This is a genomic window from Marivita sp. (assembly GCF_051859345.1).
Classification (GTDB): Bacteria; Pseudomonadota; Alphaproteobacteria; order Rhodobacterales; family Rhodobacteraceae; genus Marivita.
In genome coordinates, this window is record NZ_JBHYFV010000019.1 from 1 (window position 1) to 17,657 (window position 17,657).

At 58.2% G+C, this 17,657-nt stretch carries 13 protein-coding genes; 8 read left to right on the plus strand and 5 right to left on the minus strand.

Annotated elements, in window-relative coordinates:
* The coding region (locus ACTIEN_RS13060) for an alkaline phosphatase family protein (RefSeq protein WP_439523585.1) at positions 1-332 on the minus strand (332 nt) is incomplete at its 3' end.
* 10 nt (positions 333-342) lie between these two features.
* Positions 343-1,524 carry a 2-aminoethylphosphonate--pyruvate transaminase gene (locus ACTIEN_RS13065; protein ID WP_439523586.1) on the minus strand — a complete coding sequence of 394 codons (1,182 nt, stop codon included), beginning with the start codon at positions 1,522-1,524 and terminating at the stop codon, positions 343-345.
* A gap of 121 nt (positions 1,525-1,645) precedes the next feature.
* On the opposite strand from ACTIEN_RS13065, the gene ACTIEN_RS13070 reads away from it, so the two are divergent.
* The 7 genes from ACTIEN_RS13070 (at position 1,646) to ACTIEN_RS13100 (ending at position 10,701) form a co-directional block, all read left to right on the plus strand.
* Positions 1,646-2,524, plus strand: a complete 879-nt coding sequence (locus tag ACTIEN_RS13070; RefSeq protein WP_439523587.1) for a LysR substrate-binding domain-containing protein — start codon at positions 1,646-1,648, stop codon at positions 2,522-2,524.
* 56 nt (positions 2,525-2,580) lie between these two features.
* Positions 2,581-4,107: a sulfatase-like hydrolase/transferase gene (locus ACTIEN_RS13075; protein WP_439523588.1), complete on the plus strand. Its 1,527-nt coding sequence runs from the start codon at positions 2,581-2,583 to the stop codon at positions 4,105-4,107.
* Positions 4,108-4,341: 234 nt separating this feature from the next.
* The gene (locus ACTIEN_RS13080) at positions 4,342-6,381 is read left to right on the plus strand and encodes an ABC transporter substrate-binding protein (RefSeq protein WP_439523589.1); all 2,040 of its coding nucleotides are present in this window, start codon (positions 4,342-4,344) and stop codon (positions 6,379-6,381) included.
* Between the two features lie 121 nt (positions 6,382-6,502).
* Positions 6,503-7,507, plus strand: coding sequence for an ABC transporter permease (locus tag ACTIEN_RS13085; RefSeq protein ID WP_439523590.1), 1,005 nt, complete (start codon positions 6,503-6,505; stop codon positions 7,505-7,507).
* A 4-nt stretch (positions 7,508-7,511) separates the two neighbouring features.
* A complete protein-coding gene (locus ACTIEN_RS13090) occupies positions 7,512-8,711 on the plus strand; it encodes an ABC transporter permease (RefSeq protein WP_439523591.1) in 1,200 nt (399 codons plus the stop codon).
* Complete coding sequence (locus ACTIEN_RS13095; RefSeq protein WP_439523592.1) at positions 8,708-9,703, plus strand: ABC transporter ATP-binding protein; 996 nt, start codon at positions 8,708-8,710, stop codon at positions 9,701-9,703. Before ACTIEN_RS13090 ends, ACTIEN_RS13095 begins: the two co-directional genes overlap by 4 nt.
* On the plus strand, positions 9,700-10,701 hold the full coding sequence (locus ACTIEN_RS13100) for an ABC transporter ATP-binding protein (RefSeq protein WP_439523593.1): 1,002 nt from the start codon (positions 9,700-9,702) through the stop codon (positions 10,699-10,701). Before ACTIEN_RS13095 ends, ACTIEN_RS13100 begins: the two co-directional genes overlap by 4 nt.
* On the opposite strand, the gene ACTIEN_RS13105 is transcribed toward ACTIEN_RS13100, so the two are convergent.
* The 3 genes from ACTIEN_RS13105 to ACTIEN_RS13115 form a co-directional block, all read right to left on the minus strand.
* Positions 10,702-12,726 carry an SGNH hydrolase domain-containing protein gene (locus ACTIEN_RS13105; protein WP_439523594.1) on the minus strand — a complete coding sequence of 675 codons (2,025 nt, stop codon included), beginning with the start codon at positions 12,724-12,726 and terminating at the stop codon, positions 10,702-10,704. It abuts the gene before it with no gap.
* A 93-nt stretch (positions 12,727-12,819) separates the two neighbouring features.
* Positions 12,820-14,157 (minus strand): glycosyltransferase family 4 protein, encoded by a 1,338-nt coding sequence (locus tag ACTIEN_RS13110; RefSeq protein WP_439523595.1) that lies wholly within the window; start codon positions 14,155-14,157, stop codon positions 12,820-12,822.
* Positions 14,158-14,172: 15 nt separating this feature from the next.
* A complete protein-coding gene (locus ACTIEN_RS13115) occupies positions 14,173-15,567 on the minus strand; it encodes an O-antigen ligase family protein (protein ID WP_439523596.1) in 1,395 nt (464 codons plus the stop codon).
* A gap of 310 nt (positions 15,568-15,877) precedes the next feature.
* On the opposite strand from ACTIEN_RS13115, the gene xsc reads away from it, so the two are divergent.
* Entirely contained in the window at positions 15,878-17,656 is a 1,779-nt protein-coding gene (gene xsc / locus ACTIEN_RS13120) for a sulfoacetaldehyde acetyltransferase (protein WP_439523597.1), read from the plus strand.
* Position 17,657: the final 1 nt, after the last annotated feature.

Below are 17,657 nucleotides of genomic sequence, written 5' to 3' on the forward strand. Positions count from 1 at the left end.
ACGGTCGGTGCGCGCAGGAAACGCACGTCGTTCATCATCACCTCTTCACCGGTTTCCGGGTCATACAGAAAGTTGCCGCAGATGCCGTGTACCGATGGCGGACGCCCCGTTGCGATGCTCATGTTGTTGGGGTTGGTGAAGGACGGGATCACCGAATGCGCCAGCCGGTCCGTCCCGGTTTCGCGGATGCGCTTGAGCGTCGGCATCAGCCCTTCGTCGATCGCCACCTCAAGGTATTCGGGCTCGCAACCATCCAGACAGATCGCAATCGCGCAGGTCTTGGGCGCGGGATAGATGCGGTCATTGGCAACAACGGGTGTGTTAATCGGCATATCGGTTCCTTCAGGCGGCGAGTTTCTTGCGTTCTTCCAAAGCGGCGGCGGGAGGTGCGGCGCTGCTCACGTTCATATCGGCGAGTGTGTCGCGCGCGGCGTCCACCACGCGGCGCATCACGTGTTCATCCATCTGCCCGATCACGCCAATTCGGAAGCTGTCCACCACGGTCAGTTTGCCGGGATAGATGATGAACCCGCGTTGCTTCATGGCTTCATAAAAGGCTCCGAAGCTAAAATTCGGATCGGCGGGGCAGAAGAAGGTCACGATGATCGGGCTGAGCCAGCGGTCGGCCAGCAGGGTCTCGAACCCCAGATCGCGCATCCCCTGCACCATAACATCGCGGTTGTTGGTGTAGCGTGCGCCACGGGCGGGTACACCGCCTTCAGCTTCGTGCAGGTCGAGCGCCTTGAGAAAGGCGGCGACCACATGGGTCGGGGGCGTGAAACGCCACTGGCCGGTTTTCTCCATCGTCGCCCATTGCGCGTGCACATCAAGAGACAGGGAGTGGGAGTTTCCTTTGGAGGCTTCGATCTCGTCCTTGCGGGCGATGACAAAACCGAAACCGGGGACGCCTTCGATACATTTATTGGCCGAAGACACGAACGCGGCGCAGTTGAGTTTGACCGGGTCCAAAGGCAGCGCGCCAAAGGCCGACATTGAGTCGATCAGGAGCTTGCGACCTGCCTTTTGCGTCGCCTCCGCAATCTCCTCGACGGGGTTCAGGATACCGCTGGAGGTTTCGCAGTGGATCGCGAGAACATGCGTGATCGCAGAATCATTCGCGAGGATTTGCGCCACCTCTTCCCCGCGTGGGGGCAGGTAGTCACCCTTGTCGAGCAGGTGACAACCGCGACCGAGGTAGTCAAGTGTTTGCGCCGCGCGCAGGCCATATGCACCGTTCGCCAGCACCAGCACCTTGCCATCTCGGGGTACAAAGCTTCCCAGCATCGCCTCGACGCAATAGCTGCCCGAACCCTGGATCGGGACGCAATCGTAGTCCGGTGCGCCGTCGCCGATCATCGCCAGAAGGCGCGTGCGCATCGTTCGCGTCATGGTGCGGAAATCATCATCCCAGCTGCCCCAATCCTTGAGCATCGCCTGCTTGACAGAATAAGCCGTTGTCAGAGGGCCGGGGGTAAGAAGGTAGGGTTCACCCAGTTCGGGCGAAGGCAGGGGCGTGGCGGACATGACGGTGTTCCAAAGCTGTTCCTTCCTTCGATATGCGGTGGTGTGGGGCATATGTAAAATCTTTGTTTTCTATTGATTGATAGGTTACAGCTATACGAAATCCACAGCTTGGAGTGACCCCATGCGCTACAGCCAATTGCGTGCGTTTCATCATGTCGCCCTGCATGGCGGGTTTTCCCGTGCGGCGCGTGCGCTGAACATTTCGCAACCGTCCGTGTCGGATCAGGTGCGCCAGTTGGAGCAGCGCCATGATGTGTTGCTGTTTTCGCGCGAGGCGCGGCAGGTGCGGATGACCGATGCAGGCGAAGCGTTGTTCCGCCTGACAAGCGAGATGTTCGAAGTGGAGGAACGCATCAGCGCGCTGTTTGACGAAAGCAGGTCTGTGCTGTCGGGTCATCTCAGGATCATGGCGGATTCGGCGATGCATGTGACAGACGCGGTGCGCCGGTTTCGCGAAGCAAGCCCGGAGGTGTTTGTCACCATTCGCACCGGAAACACCGAAGGCCTGCTGCGCCGTTTGCGCAATTACGAGGCCGAGATCGGGGTCGTTGGAAACTCCATATCGGCGCCCGACCTCGACAGTGTTGATCTGGGTCGGACGCCGATCCTTGCGTTGGTGGCAGGGGGGTATCTGCCCAACGACACGCGCTGCCTGCGGTTTCGGGATCTGGGGCAATACCCTTTGATCTATCGGGAAGAAGGGTCGCGCACGCGGGCGCAAGTCGAAGAGGAAGCAGCGCGATTGAAACTGGCCTTGACGCCGGCAATCGAAGTGGAAGGCCGCGAAGCGATGCGCGAAGTCGTGGCGTCTGGTGCCGGGATCGGCTTTATCAGCGAAGCCGAATTCGGCCACGATTGGCGACTGAGGGCCATTCCTTTCGAAGACGTGGACATCGGCATGTCGGAATCGCTCGTCACGCTGTCGGCGCGTCGGGACGTTCCGTTGATCCGCGGGTTCGTCAAAGCGGTGCAGAAGTCACTGGGCGAGTCGGTCTCATAGGTTTTGCCTATATGTGTATATCAATGACCTGTCTTTACATATGAAACGCGCTTGGCATGATCGCTCTAGTCTTGGGATGTACCGTGCCGAAATCCAAACTGAATACGCTTTTTATCGTCATCGACCAGTTGCGCGCGGATTGCGTGTTTGGCGCGCTTGCGGCGCATCTTGATTTGCCCAATATCCGGGCGCTTGCGGATGATGCCGTTTCGTTTCAGAACCACCATTCGGTGACCTCACCTTGCGGGCCGTCGCGTGTCTCACTGCTCACGGCGCAATATGCGTCGAACCACGGCGCGACCCGCAATGGGACGCCGCTGAAACGCGATACGCCCAATCTGGCGACTGTCGCGCGGGCGCACGGGCATGACCCGCTGCTGTTCGGGTATACGGACACATCTCATGATCCCCGGTTTCTTGCGCATGACGATCCGCGTCTGTTTTCCTATGAAGAACTCGCACCGGGGTTTGATGAGGTTGTGCGAATGCGCATGGAAGGCGATTCCAGCGCATGGGAAGGCTACCTTCGCGCCCAAGGCTATGAGGTGCCACCCTATCCGGAGATGTATCGCCCGGTTGGCGACACGCCGGATTCACCGGCGCTTTATGCCGCCGAACACAGCGATACGGCGTTCCTGACGGACCGTATGCTTGAAGAGCTTGGCAATCGGCCCGACGGCTGGTTCGCTTTGCTCACCTATATCCGCCCGCATCCACCGTTTGTGGCGCCCGCGCCCTATCATGCGATGTATTCCAACGGCGACATGCCGACTGCGCGACAGGCCGACGATCCGGATTGGCACCCGTTTGTGCAAACCGCACGCGCCAAGAGTTCTGTTGCCTCGACCGTGGTCGGGTTTCCAGATCTTGTTGAATCGGACGACACCACGCGGATGATCCGCAAACTGTATTTCGGGTTGGCGAGTGAGGTGGATCATCACATTGGGCGTGTGATCGACTGGCTGAAGGACTCTGGCCGTTACGACAATACGCTGATCGTACTGACCGCTGATCATGGCGAAATGCTCGGCGATTATGGGCTCTGGGGCAAGATGACGTTCCACGATGCCGCCTTTCATGTTCCGCTGATCATTCGCGATCCAGACTCGACCACCCGTGGCGCCGTGGTTTCCGCGCCGACCGAGTCCGTCGATGTCACACCCACCATCCTCGACTGTCTGGGGCTGGATGTGCCGCATTCGATGGATGGCCGAAGCCTGAAACCTTTTCTGCAGGGTGCCGTTCCGGATGATTGGAAACAGTTTTCCGTGTCCGAGCTCGACTTCGGCAATCCGATTGCGCCGACGCAGTGGCAAACAGCACATGGATTGTCGGTTGATGCGGCGAATCTGGCCGTTCTGCGCAAGGGGTCACTGCGATTCGTGCAGTTTGCCGGAGGGCTGCCACCGATCTTGATGGATGTCTCAAACGGCGATGAGAGTGAAAATCTGACAAAAAATTCAGCATATGTGCAGACAATGCTTGATTTGATGCAGAATTTGCTTTGCCATCGAATGGTTAACACCGATGGAACGTTTTCGAGGACATTGATTACCGAAGACGGCGTGAAGGTGGCCTCATGATTCAGAGCGCTGTCACAGGTCTGTCATGGTTGCCAGAGATACCTAGCCCGGCTGTTCCGGCGGGAGCTTACAAAGCAAAGGAGACACCACGCAAACTTTTGTCCATCGCGCGATGAGAAATGCCATCCGGGCCGCGTGATACAGGGACACCCGAAATGACCGGCTGTGGAAACGGACCGGCACAAAAAGGGGGGAACAGCCCCCGTTCACCACTTGGAACCAACAGGAGAGACAATGAAACGGATTTTATTATCAGGAGTGGCCCTGATTGCGCTCCCGGCAGTGGCTTATGCCAACTGCCCCGCAATCACGGTTGCCGACCCGATGGGAGTCGCCGCTGGCGAATTTCCCCAGCAATATGAACTGAGCGCCTTTCAGGAAGCCGCCGGTTGTTCGATGGAATTCTCTACCAACCCCGACATCGAGGCTCTGAACGCTCAGATCAAGGGAAACGGCGACCTGCCTGCGCTGGCGGATCGTTTGCCGTCCGAACCTCTGGTCATGGTGCCTTATGACAGCGTTGGCCAATACGGAGGCGAGCTGAACGTCCTGTCGAACGCGACCGAGGCGGGCACTTCCGACTTCCTGTCGGTGCGCCACGTCAACCTCGTGCGCTATTCCGACGATTTGCAAACCATCGTTCCGAACATTGCAAAGTCCTGGACATGGAACGATGATTACACGCAGCTGACCTTTACGCTGCGGGCCGGGCACAAATGGTCCGATGGCGAACCCTTCACCAGCGCCGATGTGGCCTTCTGGCATGACAGCATCATGCTGGACAAAAACATCTACGAAGCACCCCGCGATTATGTGACGGTCGGTGGCGAAACGATGACCGTCGAAACGCCCGACGACGTGACGGTGATCTTCAACCTACCCGCACCCAAGCCGGGTCTGCTGGCGCATTTCGCCACATCCTATGCACCGGGCTTCCTACCCCAGCACTTCCTTGGCCAGTTCCACCCGGACATCAACGCCGATGCGGACAGCTATGCTCAGTCGCTGGGTTTCGAAAACGGCTATGACGCGATCCTGGCCTATTACGGCAATTCGGACTGGACGGACACGCCCACGCCAATGCTGTCGCGCTCGGCCATTGCCGATGGCCTGCCGAAATCGACCTTGCCGACACTTGAATCGCACATCTACATCACCGACACGACCGAGGGTCGCACGCTGGTGGCGAACCCCTATTTCCACCAGGTCGATTCAACCGGTCAGCAGCTTCCCTATATCTCGACGCAGGATGAGCTGTATATCAACGACAACGAAGTGCGGATCCTCAAGCTGGTCAACGGCGAGGTGGATTACAAATCGCAATCCGTGCGTCTTGAATCGGCTCCGCTGCTTCTGGAAAATCAGGAAAAGGGCAATTACTCGATCCAGTTGAAGCCGACGGTGGGCATGCCCGCGTTCAGCTTCAACCTGACCTCCGAGGATCCGGCCAAGCGGGAACTGTTCAACAACCTGCGCTTCCGCGAAGCCATGTCAGTGGCGATCAACCGGGACGAACTGAACGAGATCGCGTATTTCGGTCAGGGCACACCCAGCCAGATCGCACCGTTCAACCCGGCCCCGAACTTTGTTGACCCCAAATGGGAAAGCTACAAGGCCGAGTTCGATCCCGATACCGCCAAGGCGATGCTGGACGAGATCGGCATGGTTGACACGGATGGCGATGGCTTCCGCGAATTGCCCAATGGCGAGGCGATCACGCTGAACATGCAGTTCTCGACGCAAGGCATTGCCGGACGTGTTGTCGAACTGGTCGGCCAGAACTGGGCCGATGTCGGCGTCCAGACACAGGTCAAGGAAGTGACGCCGGATGAATACCGCTCGGCGCAATCGTCCAACAATCTGGATGTGGGCCTGTGGCAATACGGTGCGCCTCTGGCGATTCACCTTGGCCTCAACAGCTTCTTCCGGGTGCCGTTCGGAACCTATTTCGAACACCGCACCGGGATGCTCTGGGCGGAATGGCTGGACAGCGATGGCGCAACCGGGGTCGAACCGCCGGACTACGTCAAGAAGCTTGCTGATGACATCGACGCGTTCCAGTCGGCTGTTCCGGGCACGCCGGAATCCGATGCGCTTGGTGCCGGTCTGGTCGAGACGTTTGTGAGCAACATGGTGATGATCGGGACCGTCAAGGCCCCCGAGCCGATCTATGCCAGCAACAATCTCAAGAACTTTACCGAGTTCAAGACCTGGTCCTATGAATACTATCGGACCTATCCGTACCGCCCCACGCAGTGGTGGCTGGACGAATAAGTCCCTCTGATCCGGACGCGGGCGGGCCTGAACCGCCCGCGTTCACCTGACGACAAAGACCGCCGATTGAAGCACAACCCGGATCCACCGGGGGCACAGGCGCACAGCAGGGACAGACTTGATGTTGAATTTTGCACGCTTCGTCGCAATTCGCGCCGTGCTGGCGATGATCACCCTGATCATCGTTTCGCTGGTCGTGTTTTCGCTGATGGAGCTGGTTCCCGGCGACTGCGCCGAACGTTATCTGGCGTTCAAGAACACCCAAGGGTCAGGCATTTCCGCCGCCGATATCCAAAACGAACGCATCCGTCTGGGACTGGATCGGCCGTTTCTGGAACGCTGGGGCAGTTGGATTGTCCACGCCTTTCAGGGTGAATTCGGGGACAGTTGCATTCTGCGTGTCAACATTGCGCAGCTTTTGGGCGATAAATTCTGGATTTCACTGGGGCTCTGCCTGGCTTCGTTGATGCTCGCCTATGCCATCGCCTTGCCCGTTGGGATCATCGCGGCGGCGTCGCACAATGCGGTGCTGAACAATTCGCTGCGGCTTTTCAGCTACCTGGGTCTGGCCTTGCCGAACTTCCTTCTGGCGCTGATGATCATGCTGTTTTCAACGGTCTATTTCGGTGACACGTTGACTGGACTCTTTTCGCCGCAATACCGCGATGCGGCGTGGAGTTTCGACCGCGTGCTGGATCTGCTCAGCAATGCGTGGCTGCCGATCTTCATCCTTGGCTGGTCCGCCACCGCCTTTGCTCTGCAAACGGTGCGCGCGCTGATGTCGGACGAGATCGGCAAGCTGTATGTCACCGCCGCCTCGGCGCGGGGCGTGCATGGGCGCAAGCTTTTGTGGAATTACCCGGCGCGGCACGCCTTGGGGCCAATCATCAACAGCCTTGGTTTCGACCTCAACCGCATCTTCAATGAACTGCCCATCGTCGCGCTGATCCTGACGCTGACCGAGGCGGGCGCGCTGTTGATCGAGGCGCTGGCGCGGTCCAATGACCAACAGCTTGCGGGCGCGATCATCTTTCTTCTGACCGCGTCCATCGTGACGCTGAATTTCCTGACGGACGTGTTGCTTGCCTTGCTCGACCCGCGTGTCCGCAAAAGCATCGTGCGGTGATCCCATGACAAGCACTCCTGATCCCCACAAACCCAACCTTGCCGAGACCACCGGCCCGGATGTGCAGATTGTCGAAACCGACGCCGCCGTCGAACGCCGGTCGAAAGAGGCCTATTTCACTGCGTCGCAGGGACAGTTGATCTGGGCCCGCTTCAAGAAGCAGCGCAGCGCAATGATCGCGGCTTGCATCCTTGTCTTCCTGATCCTGTCTGGCCTGTTCGCGCCGTTCCTGTCGCCCTACAACCCGACAATTGCCGGCAAGAACGACGCCTATACCAATGGCGCACCGCAGATCCCCATGTTCTGCGACGCCAATGGCTGTTCACTCCGGCCCTTCATCCACAGTGTCGAGCGGGAACGGTCGATGGCGACCAATTTCCGTTGGGTGACAACCGTCAACGAGGACGAGCGCAACTTTGTCTCGTTCTTCGTCGAGGGCTGGAACTACAAGCTCTTCGGGTTCATCCCGATGGACACGCATCTGTTTGGTGTCGAGGACGGCTTTATCCATGTCTTTGGCACCGACGCCAGCGGCAAGGACATCTTTTCCCGCACCTTCCACGCCATCTGGACCTCGCTTCAGGTGGGCACGATCGGGGTGCTGATCGCCTTTGTGCTGGCCTTGGTGATCGGGGGGGTGTCCGGCTATTACGGCGGCTGGATCGATTCCATCCTGCAAATGATCACCGACGCGGTGCGCACGGTTCCGGCAATCCCGCTGTTCATGGCGGTGGCGGCCTTCATGCCGCCTGAACTGTCAGCCGAGGAACGGTTCTTCTACATATCCCTGATCCTTGGCCTGATCGGCTGGCCCACCTTGGCGCGACGGGTGCGGACGCATCTGTTGACCGAGCGCAATCAGGAATATGTCCTGGCGGCACAGCTCTGCGGCGCGTCCTCGGGCCATGTGATCCGGCGGCACCTTCTGCCCAGCTTTACCAGCTATATCATCGTCGATCTGGTGATCTCGTTCCCCTACATGGTGCTGTCGGAGACCGCGCTGTCCTTCATCGGTCTGGGTTTGAAAGACCCGGTGAACAGCCTTGGCGTGATGCTTCAAAACGTGACCAGCGCTGATGTGCTTCTCAATTATCAATGGTATTTCATCCCGGTGATCTTTTTCATTGCCCTTGTGATGGCGTTCGTTTTTGTCGGTGACGGCCTGCGCGACGCAGCAGACCCCTATTCGGATAACAACAAATGACCGCGCTGATCGACGTAGAGAACCTCACCCTGAAATTCCGCACCGACGAAGGGCTGATCACGGCGGTGAACAATGTCAGCTTTTCCCTGAACACCGGTGAGGTGATGGGGCTCGTGGGCGAAAGCGGATCGGGCAAGTCCGTGACCGCCAAGGCGCTGATGCACCTCAATGCGCGCAATGCGGTGTATACTCCGGAAAGCAAGATCACGCTGCACACCGAGACCGGCCCGGTTGACGTGTTGTCCCTCAAGACGCCGCGAGAGTTGAACATCGTCCGCGGTGGCGCGGTGTCGATGATCTTTCAGGAACCGATGGCCAGCTTCGCGCCTGCCATCACTATCGGCAAACAGATGGTCGAACAGCTCTTGCTGCACGGCGATTACACCAAGGAGACGGCCAAGAAGGTCTCGATCGAGATGCTTGATCGCGTCGGGATATCGGACGCGTCCAGCCGCTTTGATCAATACGCGTTCGAATTGTCCGGCGGTATGCGCCAACGCGCGATGATCGCGATGGCCCTGTCGACAAAGCCCAAACTGCTGATTGCGGACGAGCCGACCACCGCGCTGGACGTGACGATCCAGGCGCAGGTGATCGACCTGATGAAAGACCTTGTGGATGAATTCCACATGGGCATCGTCTTTATCACCCACGATCTTGGCGTCGTCGCGCAGACTGCTGACAAGGTGAATGTGATGTACCTTGGGGGCATGATCGAGGAAGGCCCGGTGCGGGATGTGATCCGAAACCCAAAACATCCCTACACCCAAGGCCTGCTGGCCGCGTTGCCCAAGCTTGATGATCTTGATGCACCTCTGACCCCGGTGCCCGGTGACATTCCTTCACCCCTCGAACGGCCGTCGGGATGCGTGTTCCACACCCGCTGTAGTCAAATTGTCGGCGATGTGTGCAAGCGATCCGAACCCGACGAACGGTTCATAGATTCGACACACAAGGTGGCCTGCCACATCTACACGGAGGACGCGGCATGAGCGACGTTCTGATCCGGGCGAAAGGGCTGTCTGTCGGTTTCCCCATCGGCGGTGGCATTCTGAGGAAACAGATCCTCAAAGCGGTCGACAACGTGTCGCTTGATATTGAAGCTGGCTCTTTCTTCGGGCTTGTCGGCGAAAGCGGATCTGGAAAGACGACGCTTGGACGTGCGCTGTTGAAAGCGGCCCCGATCACCAGCGGTGGTGCGCAGTACACCGACGGAGAGGTCAGCTATGATCTTGAGAACATTTCCAAGGACCAACTTCGGGATTACCGCAAACGCGCCCAGCTGATCTTTCAGGATCCCTATGCCGCGCTTAGCCCGCGCATGACGGTGCGTGACATCATCGCGGAACCGCTCGAGGTGATGGGACTGACCAAGAACCGTCAGGAAACGGATGCGCGCGTGCGCGAAATCGCTGCGAAATGCCGGTTGAACCTCGAACACCTCCGCCGCTTCCCGCACGCTTTTTCGGGTGGTCAGCGTCAGCGCATTTCCATAGCGCGCGCGCTGGTCTCGGCGCCAAAGTTCATCGTTGCGGATGAAAGCGTTGCGGCATTGGACGTGTCGATTCAGGCGGACGTGCTCAACCTGCTCAAGCAGATCCAAAGTGATATGGGTCTGACCTTCATGTTCATCAGTCACGATCTGTCGGTTGTTGCGCATACCTGTGACCATGTCGCAGTGATGTATCTGGGTCGGCTTGTGGAAACCGCACCAACACGCAAGCTGTTTGCCGCACCGCGTCATCCCTATACCAAGGCGCTGTTTTCAGCGATCCCGTCGCTTGATCCGGACGACCGGGGAACGGCGCAAAAGCTGACCGGGGAAATTCCGTCACCCACCAACCAGCCCTCTGGCTGCAAGTTCCATACGCGGTGTCCCTATGCCATCGACCACTGCAAACAAGTCGAACCGCAGTTGGAAACAGATGGATCCGGGCATGACGTGTCTTGCCATCGGTGGAAGGAATTGATGGCGCCCGAAGCGGCGTGATCAGCTGTCGAGTGCGCGTTTATATGGCGTATGGGTCAAAGCGCGACTGAGATCAGTCTGTAGCAGCGGCGCAAGAGCAAGCGCTCCACTGGGTGTCAGGCGCGTTGATGTGATGTAGTCGCTCGACAATCCGCCCCGCGCATCGCAGCGCGTGTCTGAACAGTAAGCATCCCAGGAATTTATATAGGTCATTTGCCCTTTGGTGGCAAAGTGACGGAACATCGTGTCGATCTTTGCATGGCGCCGCGTGGCCTCATCAAGGGACACGGAATCGGACAAGACAGGCATGCCGAAATACATCCAGGCGCCTGGAACGCTCGCCCGTGCCGCCATCTCTGCATCGAAACGTGGTTGCGCCGGAACCTGTCGCAGAACAGAGACGCGCATACCCTTTTCGGTCAGATACCTGATGGTCTGTTCAGCGGCGTTGGCAATGTAGTCGGTCTGCTGACTCGTATCGATGGGTGTGCCATCCATCGGTCCAAGACGAACCGTTGCGCGCGGGAAAAGTTCGGCCGAGCGTGTGTTTGTGTAATACGCCCAATCCGCTACCAGCGTGACCTGACGGATGCTTTTCAAATGTGGGAGCGCCTGAAGCACTTGCGCTGAATGCTGATCGCAATCTCGGCCAGAGGTTCTGGTCGCTTCGGAAAATCGGGTTTGCAAACCATCAAGAGGAATGCAGTTCGCCTGTGCGATCAGAATGGTGGGCACCTGTGCGCGGCGGGCTGCTTCGGCTACGCCGGTTCGGATTGCATCAAGTTGATGATCACCCCAGACAAGCACCTTGGGCGCCCCTGCGGGACCAAGATGGCACACTTCCAGACCAGCCAACGGTCCTTCGCTGACCAGAGGGCAGTCAAAGGCGGGGTCGCTGTTATCCAGCGCATGGATGTAGGCTTGGGTGCTTTCGGGAAAGCGGATCTGCAAACCCTGCGTGGTCATCCCGATCAGGCCGTTGATAAATAGCACGGTTGCGAGAACAGCGCTGATCCTGAACTGGTTCAACCCCATGCGCTCTTCCAGGTGCTGCCAGATCGTCCACGAGAAAATGGCGAAAAGTACACATGGTATGATGAGAGACAGGAAGTCGGTCTGATTGGGTTCATATATATTCAAGGCGGCCGTCAGTCGTGCGAGCGGAACGGCCCAAAGAAACGTATGAAGCACCATACCGAACCAGCGCCGGCGTTGGTCCGTCATTTCGGGGCTGGACGCTCGCGAACGGCTGCCAAGGTAGAGAAACGCAAGACCCAAAGCGAGAAGCGCGCGCGCAAACAACGTGTCTCCGGTTGCCGTGATGGCCAGAATGCCAGCAAGAAAATTTATGATCCCGATAAGGATTGCGTATTGCAGGACCGGAAAGCGATTGGTCGCGATAAAGGGGATCGCGCCAAACAGGAACGCCCACAATCCACCAAGCGGCAAGAGTTGCACCAGCTGGCTGTCCGACATCGACAGGATCAGCGATACCAGTGCGAGCAGTCCCAACGCGGTCAGCAGCCGCAAGGTGTTCTTGGCGAAGTACCAATGCAGCAAGCCTAGGATCGCGCTGCATTGCGCAATCAAGGCAATGATCCAAAGGTGATCAAACAGCCCTTCCAATCGCATCGCCGCGTCAACAGGGAAAAGTGCGAGCCCCAGATTGGTCGAGAATGTCGCCGCAAGAAGAAGCGCATGTCCAAGATGCCGGTATTCTTCCGGCAGGAAGATCATCCAGCCGATAACAAACAGCACCAAAGAGCAACACAACACGCCAATGAAATAGGCTTGCAGGACGCAGATCACCTGGGTCTTGAAAATCTCGGGACCGCGGATCAGCTGATTGGCGCACCACGCGCCGCAAAACACCAGAACAATGTCGGCGGCAAAGGCATCCGCACCAACGTTGCCGGTGCCCAGCGCAGCAAAGACAAATGCAAGACAAGCCATGGCCAACAGAAACTGGCGCATCTCAGAGCGCGCAGAATCAGTGTCTTTCACATCGACGATGTCTGATATCTTGAGACCGGGTTGGGCGGACACGTTTACACAATTCTACAATTACGGCCCCACACCGTTGGGACTACATATCGTGTGTGGGCGTTTGGGTACAACGCCGAATGCGGAAACAATCTGTTACGCGATCTTTGCGGGCAATGGCGGCACAGTGGTCTTAAATATGTCGGGTTTATCAGATTTGTTTCGGGCCAGGGCCCAGTCATAAACCTGCCGAATCTGCTCGGCTTTCCGGGACCAAAGGAAATGCGAATCTATGCGTGCCTTGGCGTTCTGAGCCATTGCAGGCAGTTGCGCTGGATTATCCACAAGCTCTGTGAGCGTTCTCTGGAACCCCTCTATGATCTCTTTGCGGCTGCCGCAGGGCACCTTGAAGCCCGTGTCTTCGGTCACAAGTTCACCCGGCCCCGCGTAGTCCACGATCACCGGAACAACGCCCAGTGCCATGGCTTCAAGCACGACACCGCCACCGAATTCGCGGATCGACGGGAAGCTCAGGATATCGGAGCGGCCGAGGATGGACTGCACCTTTTCGTGCGGTATCCATTTGTGAAACGTGATGCCTGCCTCGCAACCCATTGATTTTGCCTGCTCGACCAGCTGACCCATCATCGGACCGTCGCCTATGATGTCCAACGTCATTCGCCTGTTGCGCAAAAGGTCCGCTGCTGCAGCGATCAGCATGTCGGCCCCCTTGTAGGGCACAAGCCGGCCCACGAAACAGGCTTTGAAAACGCCGTCCCTGGAATGTGTCCGATGGTTGAACCGCACCGGATCAATTCCGTTCTCCGGGATATAGACGGTCTTTTTCTGAAACGGTTCGGGAATTTCACTTTGCGTGTGCCGAGATCCAACGATGATCGCTGATGCATGCCTGATCGTGCTGGATCGCCCCGGAAGGTGCTTGTAGGCGTTTCGCAGATAGCTCAGCCATTCCTTTTCGGCGCGTCGTTCCGCATCGAAATGCCGAGGCCAAGGTACTCCGCCATTCAGTGGACCCAACACAAACGGGACACCTGCCTTGGCCACTTTTTTCGCAATCGGAGATGTGATTGTCGGGCTAAGTGGAGTGATCCGATGCACAATATCGAATTTCCCGGCCTTGATGGCTGGCCCGAATTCCTTCCAGACAAGGTGCTCGAACCAAGGATAGATCAGGGCATTGATGGCCTGAAGCGTGGTCCATCCCTTGCCCTCTCCCATCCGCAGTTTTTCGGCCACCGCCCAAAGCGGGCGCGCAACGGATTCTGAATCGATGGCGGTGAAATCGCGGCCTTCGACCAACCCGGCGCGCAGGATTGCATCCCGGTTTCTGACCTGCGTCACAAGATGGACGTCTGCCACATCGCGCAGCGCTTGCGCCAGGGACCAGCCGACCAATGGCACGCTCACCCATTCCGGGTTGGCAGCCTCGGCAATCGCCAGCACACGGGGACGGTCTGAATTCGAAACGGACATAAAGACACTCGATACTTACAAAACTGGGCGCCATTGCAGGCGATGACGAGACTGATACGCGTCGCGGTTGTGGCGAAGGGATTCCGCGTAGCCGGTCAGCGCGCCAGCCATCAGCCAAGTCAACGGCGTCAGGGTGGCGTTGGGAAGCATGTCGAAGACGTTCACCGCCAAAATGAGCGAGAGTGGTACAATCAGTGGCGAATAATCCTCTGGTTGTCGATAGCGCGTCTCTCGCCACAGAAAAAGAACCGGCAGCACAAGCAAGCCGAATTCGGCAAGAAATCCAAGCCAGCCAAACTGACCAATCAGGATCACCCAACGCCCATCGGTGACAGTCTCGACTTCTCCCGTTGCCAAATCCAGAATTTGGTTGCGGTTGTAAGTGCCCCAGCCGAACAGCGGTTTCTCCTTGGCGCGTTCAAGAAGCATGTTCTCGTTGCCAAAGCGAAAGGCCAGGGACGCGGCACGTTCCGGATCAATGCTGTCTGCCGCCCAAAGGATCTTGCCCTGCGGGATGAGGTCAACTCCCTTGAGCGCGGGATAGGCAATGGCGAAGGTGGCGATCAGCACAGCCAGCCGCATCTGCCAGCGGGGTCCAAACAAGACTATTGTCGGAACCAGAACTGCCGCGAACAACCAAGCGCCAAGTGATTTGGCCAGCACAAGGACCGCCGTCAGGTAAAGGGCGATCAGCAGCAGTTTCCATCTCGATTTGGCCTGTCTTGTTTTCCACAGGGCATAGGCTGACAGGACCGCCATCAACAGGTAAAACGCCGCCCAGATCCCGTGATAGAGAAACACCATGGGGCGATACCCGCCAAATCGGATCGTTTGCACGAAATCATGCTGATAATAGCCGTAGATCCACATATTGAGCTGCGGCGACAGGCGGATCTCAAGCAGCATTGGAAGTGAATACAGCAACCCACCGAACAAAAACGCGTACATGAGATCGCGCTGATCTTCGGCTCGGTAAAGGAAACGGCGGGCCAACAGGAAAGGTATGATTAGGAGCACCTGCTGGATGACCAGCCCCAACGCATCCTTCAGCGACATCGCCTGAATAAAGAATTCACCCCAGTAGATCGGGTACAGGTTCAGGACCGTGGTTGCGACGGGTGAGAACACGAACAGCAACAAGAGGCAGACGCTGACCGGCGATCTGGGCATCAGGTTCATGTCTTGTGGATACAGCCAGACCCACATCAACAGGGCGCTGAGTGCGGGAATGGTGTGTTTTGTCAAAGGCGGAATCAGTGGAAAGTCGAACCCCGCAGGCGGTTCAGGCAGGAACAGGTATCCGATCAGAAGGGTCGCGATGACCGCACGTCCAGGCGGCAGTTTCAGGAACAGAAACACCGTCACCAGTGGCCAGACAGCCAGTGCTAAAGTTGCCAACGCGTTTGGCATTCGGGGTCCTGCCTTTGTCCCGCCGTCGGGCGCGGATCGTGTGTCTTGATGACCGGCCAAAGTGGTCGCGATCATTTCGCAGTCGTGTCTTGTGAAGCATACTGCATTTGAAATCCGGCACAAATGGCACGGGAATGCAGCAAAGACATGATGATCATCCAGGCGGCGCAACGTTCCAAAGCGCGACTTTTTGCGCGATCTGGTTATAAGTCACCCGCCAAATTGGCCCTATTGGCGCGGGAGAGTCGTCGCTAGTGTCCGCGCAACCGCGCTGGCCCCACGGCTTGCGCTCTAGTTTGGGAGAGCCGCCATGAAAATGACCACCGAAGAAGCCTTTGTCAAAGTCCTCCAGATGCACGGGATCGAACACGCCTTCGGGATCATCGGATCGGCCTTCATGCCGATTTCCGACATTTTCCCCAAGGCTGGCATCACCTTCTGGGACTGCGCGCATGAAGGCTCCGGCGGGATGATGGCCGATGGCTACACCCGCGCATCGGGCAAGATGAGCATGATGATCGCCCAGAACGGCCCCGGCATCACCAATTTCGTCACCGCCGTGAAAACTGCCTACTGGAACCACACGCCGCTTCTGCTGGTCACACCACAGGCCGCAAACAAGACGATCGGTCAGGGCGGGTTTCAGGAAGTCGAGCAGATGAAACTCTTCGAGGACATGGTCGCCTATCAGGAAGAGGTCCGCGATGCCTCCCGCGTGGCCGAGGTTCTCAACCGCGTGATCCTGAACGCCAAACGCGCGTCGGCCCCGGCGCAGATCAACATGCCGCGAGACTACTGGACCCAAGTCATCGACATCGACCTGCCCGAGATCGTCGATTTCGAGCGTCCTTCGGGCGGCGACAGCGCGATCCAGCAAGCTGCGGACCTCTTGTCCAAGGCGAAGAACCCGGTGATCCTGAACGGTGCAGGCGTCATCCTTGCCGGTGCCATCCCCGCAACCATGGAATTGGCCGAACGCCTGACCGCGCCGGTTTGCGTTGGGTACCAGCACAACGACGCCTTCCCCGGATCACACCCGCTGTTCGCCGGTCCGCTGGGCTATAACGGGTCCAAGGCCGGGATGGAGCTGATTTCCAAAGCTGATGTCGTGCTGTGCCTCGGCACGCGCCTCAATCCGTTCTCGACACTGCCGGGCTATGGCATCGACTACTGGCCAAAAGACGCCAGGATCATTCAGGTCGACATCAACCCGGACCGCATCGGCCTGACCAAGAAGGTGTCGGTTGGCATCATCGGTGACGCCAAAAAAGTCGCGCAGGGCATCCTTGCCAAACTGTCGGACACTGCTGGCGATGAGGGTCGTGAAGACCGAAAAGCCACCATCGCCAAGACCAAATCAACCTGGGCACAGCAACTGTCGAGCATGGATCACGAACAGGACGATCCCGGCACCACCTGGAACGAACGCGCCCGCGCGTCCAAGCCCGAGTGGATGAGTCCCCGCATGGCATGGCGTGCGATCCAGTCCGCGCTGCCGAAAGAGGCGATCATCTCGTCCGACATCGGAAACAACTGCGCCATCGGCAACGCCTATCCATCCTTCGAGGAAGGCCGCAAGTATCTGGCTCCCGGTCTCTTTGGCCCCTGCGGATACGGCCTGCCATCTGTGATCGGCGCCAAGATCGGCTGCCCCGATGTGCCGGTTGTCGGCTTCTCGGGCGACGGCGCTTTTGGAATTGCCGTGACCGAACTCACCGCAATCGGCCGCCCGGAATGGCCCGCCATCACCCAGATCGTGTTCCGCAACTACCAATGGGGCGCAGAAAAGCGCAATTCGACACTGTGGTATGACGACAATTTCGTCGGCACCGAACTCGACGAAGGCGTGAGCTATGCCGGGATCGCCACCGCCTGCGGCCTGAAAGGTGTGGTCGCGCGTACAATGGACGAACTCCGTGATGCGCTGGCCACCGCCATCACCGACCAGATGCAGCATGGCAAGACCACGCTGATCGAAGCGATGATCAACCAGGAACTTGGCGAGCCGTTCCGCCGCGACGCGATGAAGGCTCCGGTTTCGGTGGCAGGAATCGATCCCGCGGACATGCGCCCGCAGACGGTCTTATAAA

Excerpts from the sequence above, each read along its gene's own strand:
- ACTIEN_RS13065 (WP_439523586.1), bottom strand. The coding sequence starts at position 1,524 with ATGTCCGCCACGCCCCTGCCTTCGCCCGAACTGGGTGAACCCTACCTT.
- ACTIEN_RS13070 (WP_439523587.1), top strand. The coding sequence starts at position 1,646 with ATGCGCTACAGCCAATTGCGTGCGTTTCATCATGTCGCCCTGCATGGC.
- ACTIEN_RS13075 (WP_439523588.1), top strand. The coding sequence starts at position 2,581 with ATGATCGCTCTAGTCTTGGGATGTACCGTGCCGAAATCCAAACTGAAT.
- ACTIEN_RS13080 (WP_439523589.1), top strand. The coding sequence starts at position 4,342 with ATGAAACGGATTTTATTATCAGGAGTGGCCCTGATTGCGCTCCCGGCA.
- ACTIEN_RS13085 (WP_439523590.1), top strand. The coding sequence starts at position 6,503 with ATGTTGAATTTTGCACGCTTCGTCGCAATTCGCGCCGTGCTGGCGATG.
- ACTIEN_RS13090 (WP_439523591.1), top strand. The coding sequence starts at position 7,512 with ATGACAAGCACTCCTGATCCCCACAAACCCAACCTTGCCGAGACCACC.
- ACTIEN_RS13095 (WP_439523592.1), top strand. The coding sequence starts at position 8,708 with ATGACCGCGCTGATCGACGTAGAGAACCTCACCCTGAAATTCCGCACC.
- ACTIEN_RS13100 (WP_439523593.1), top strand. The coding sequence starts at position 9,700 with ATGAGCGACGTTCTGATCCGGGCGAAAGGGCTGTCTGTCGGTTTCCCC.
- ACTIEN_RS13110 (WP_439523595.1), bottom strand. The coding sequence starts at position 14,157 with ATGTCCGTTTCGAATTCAGACCGTCCCCGTGTGCTGGCGATTGCCGAG.
- ACTIEN_RS13115 (WP_439523596.1), bottom strand. The coding sequence starts at position 15,567 with ATGCCAAACGCGTTGGCAACTTTAGCACTGGCTGTCTGGCCACTGGTG.
- xsc (WP_439523597.1), top strand. The coding sequence starts at position 15,878 with ATGAAAATGACCACCGAAGAAGCCTTTGTCAAAGTCCTCCAGATGCAC.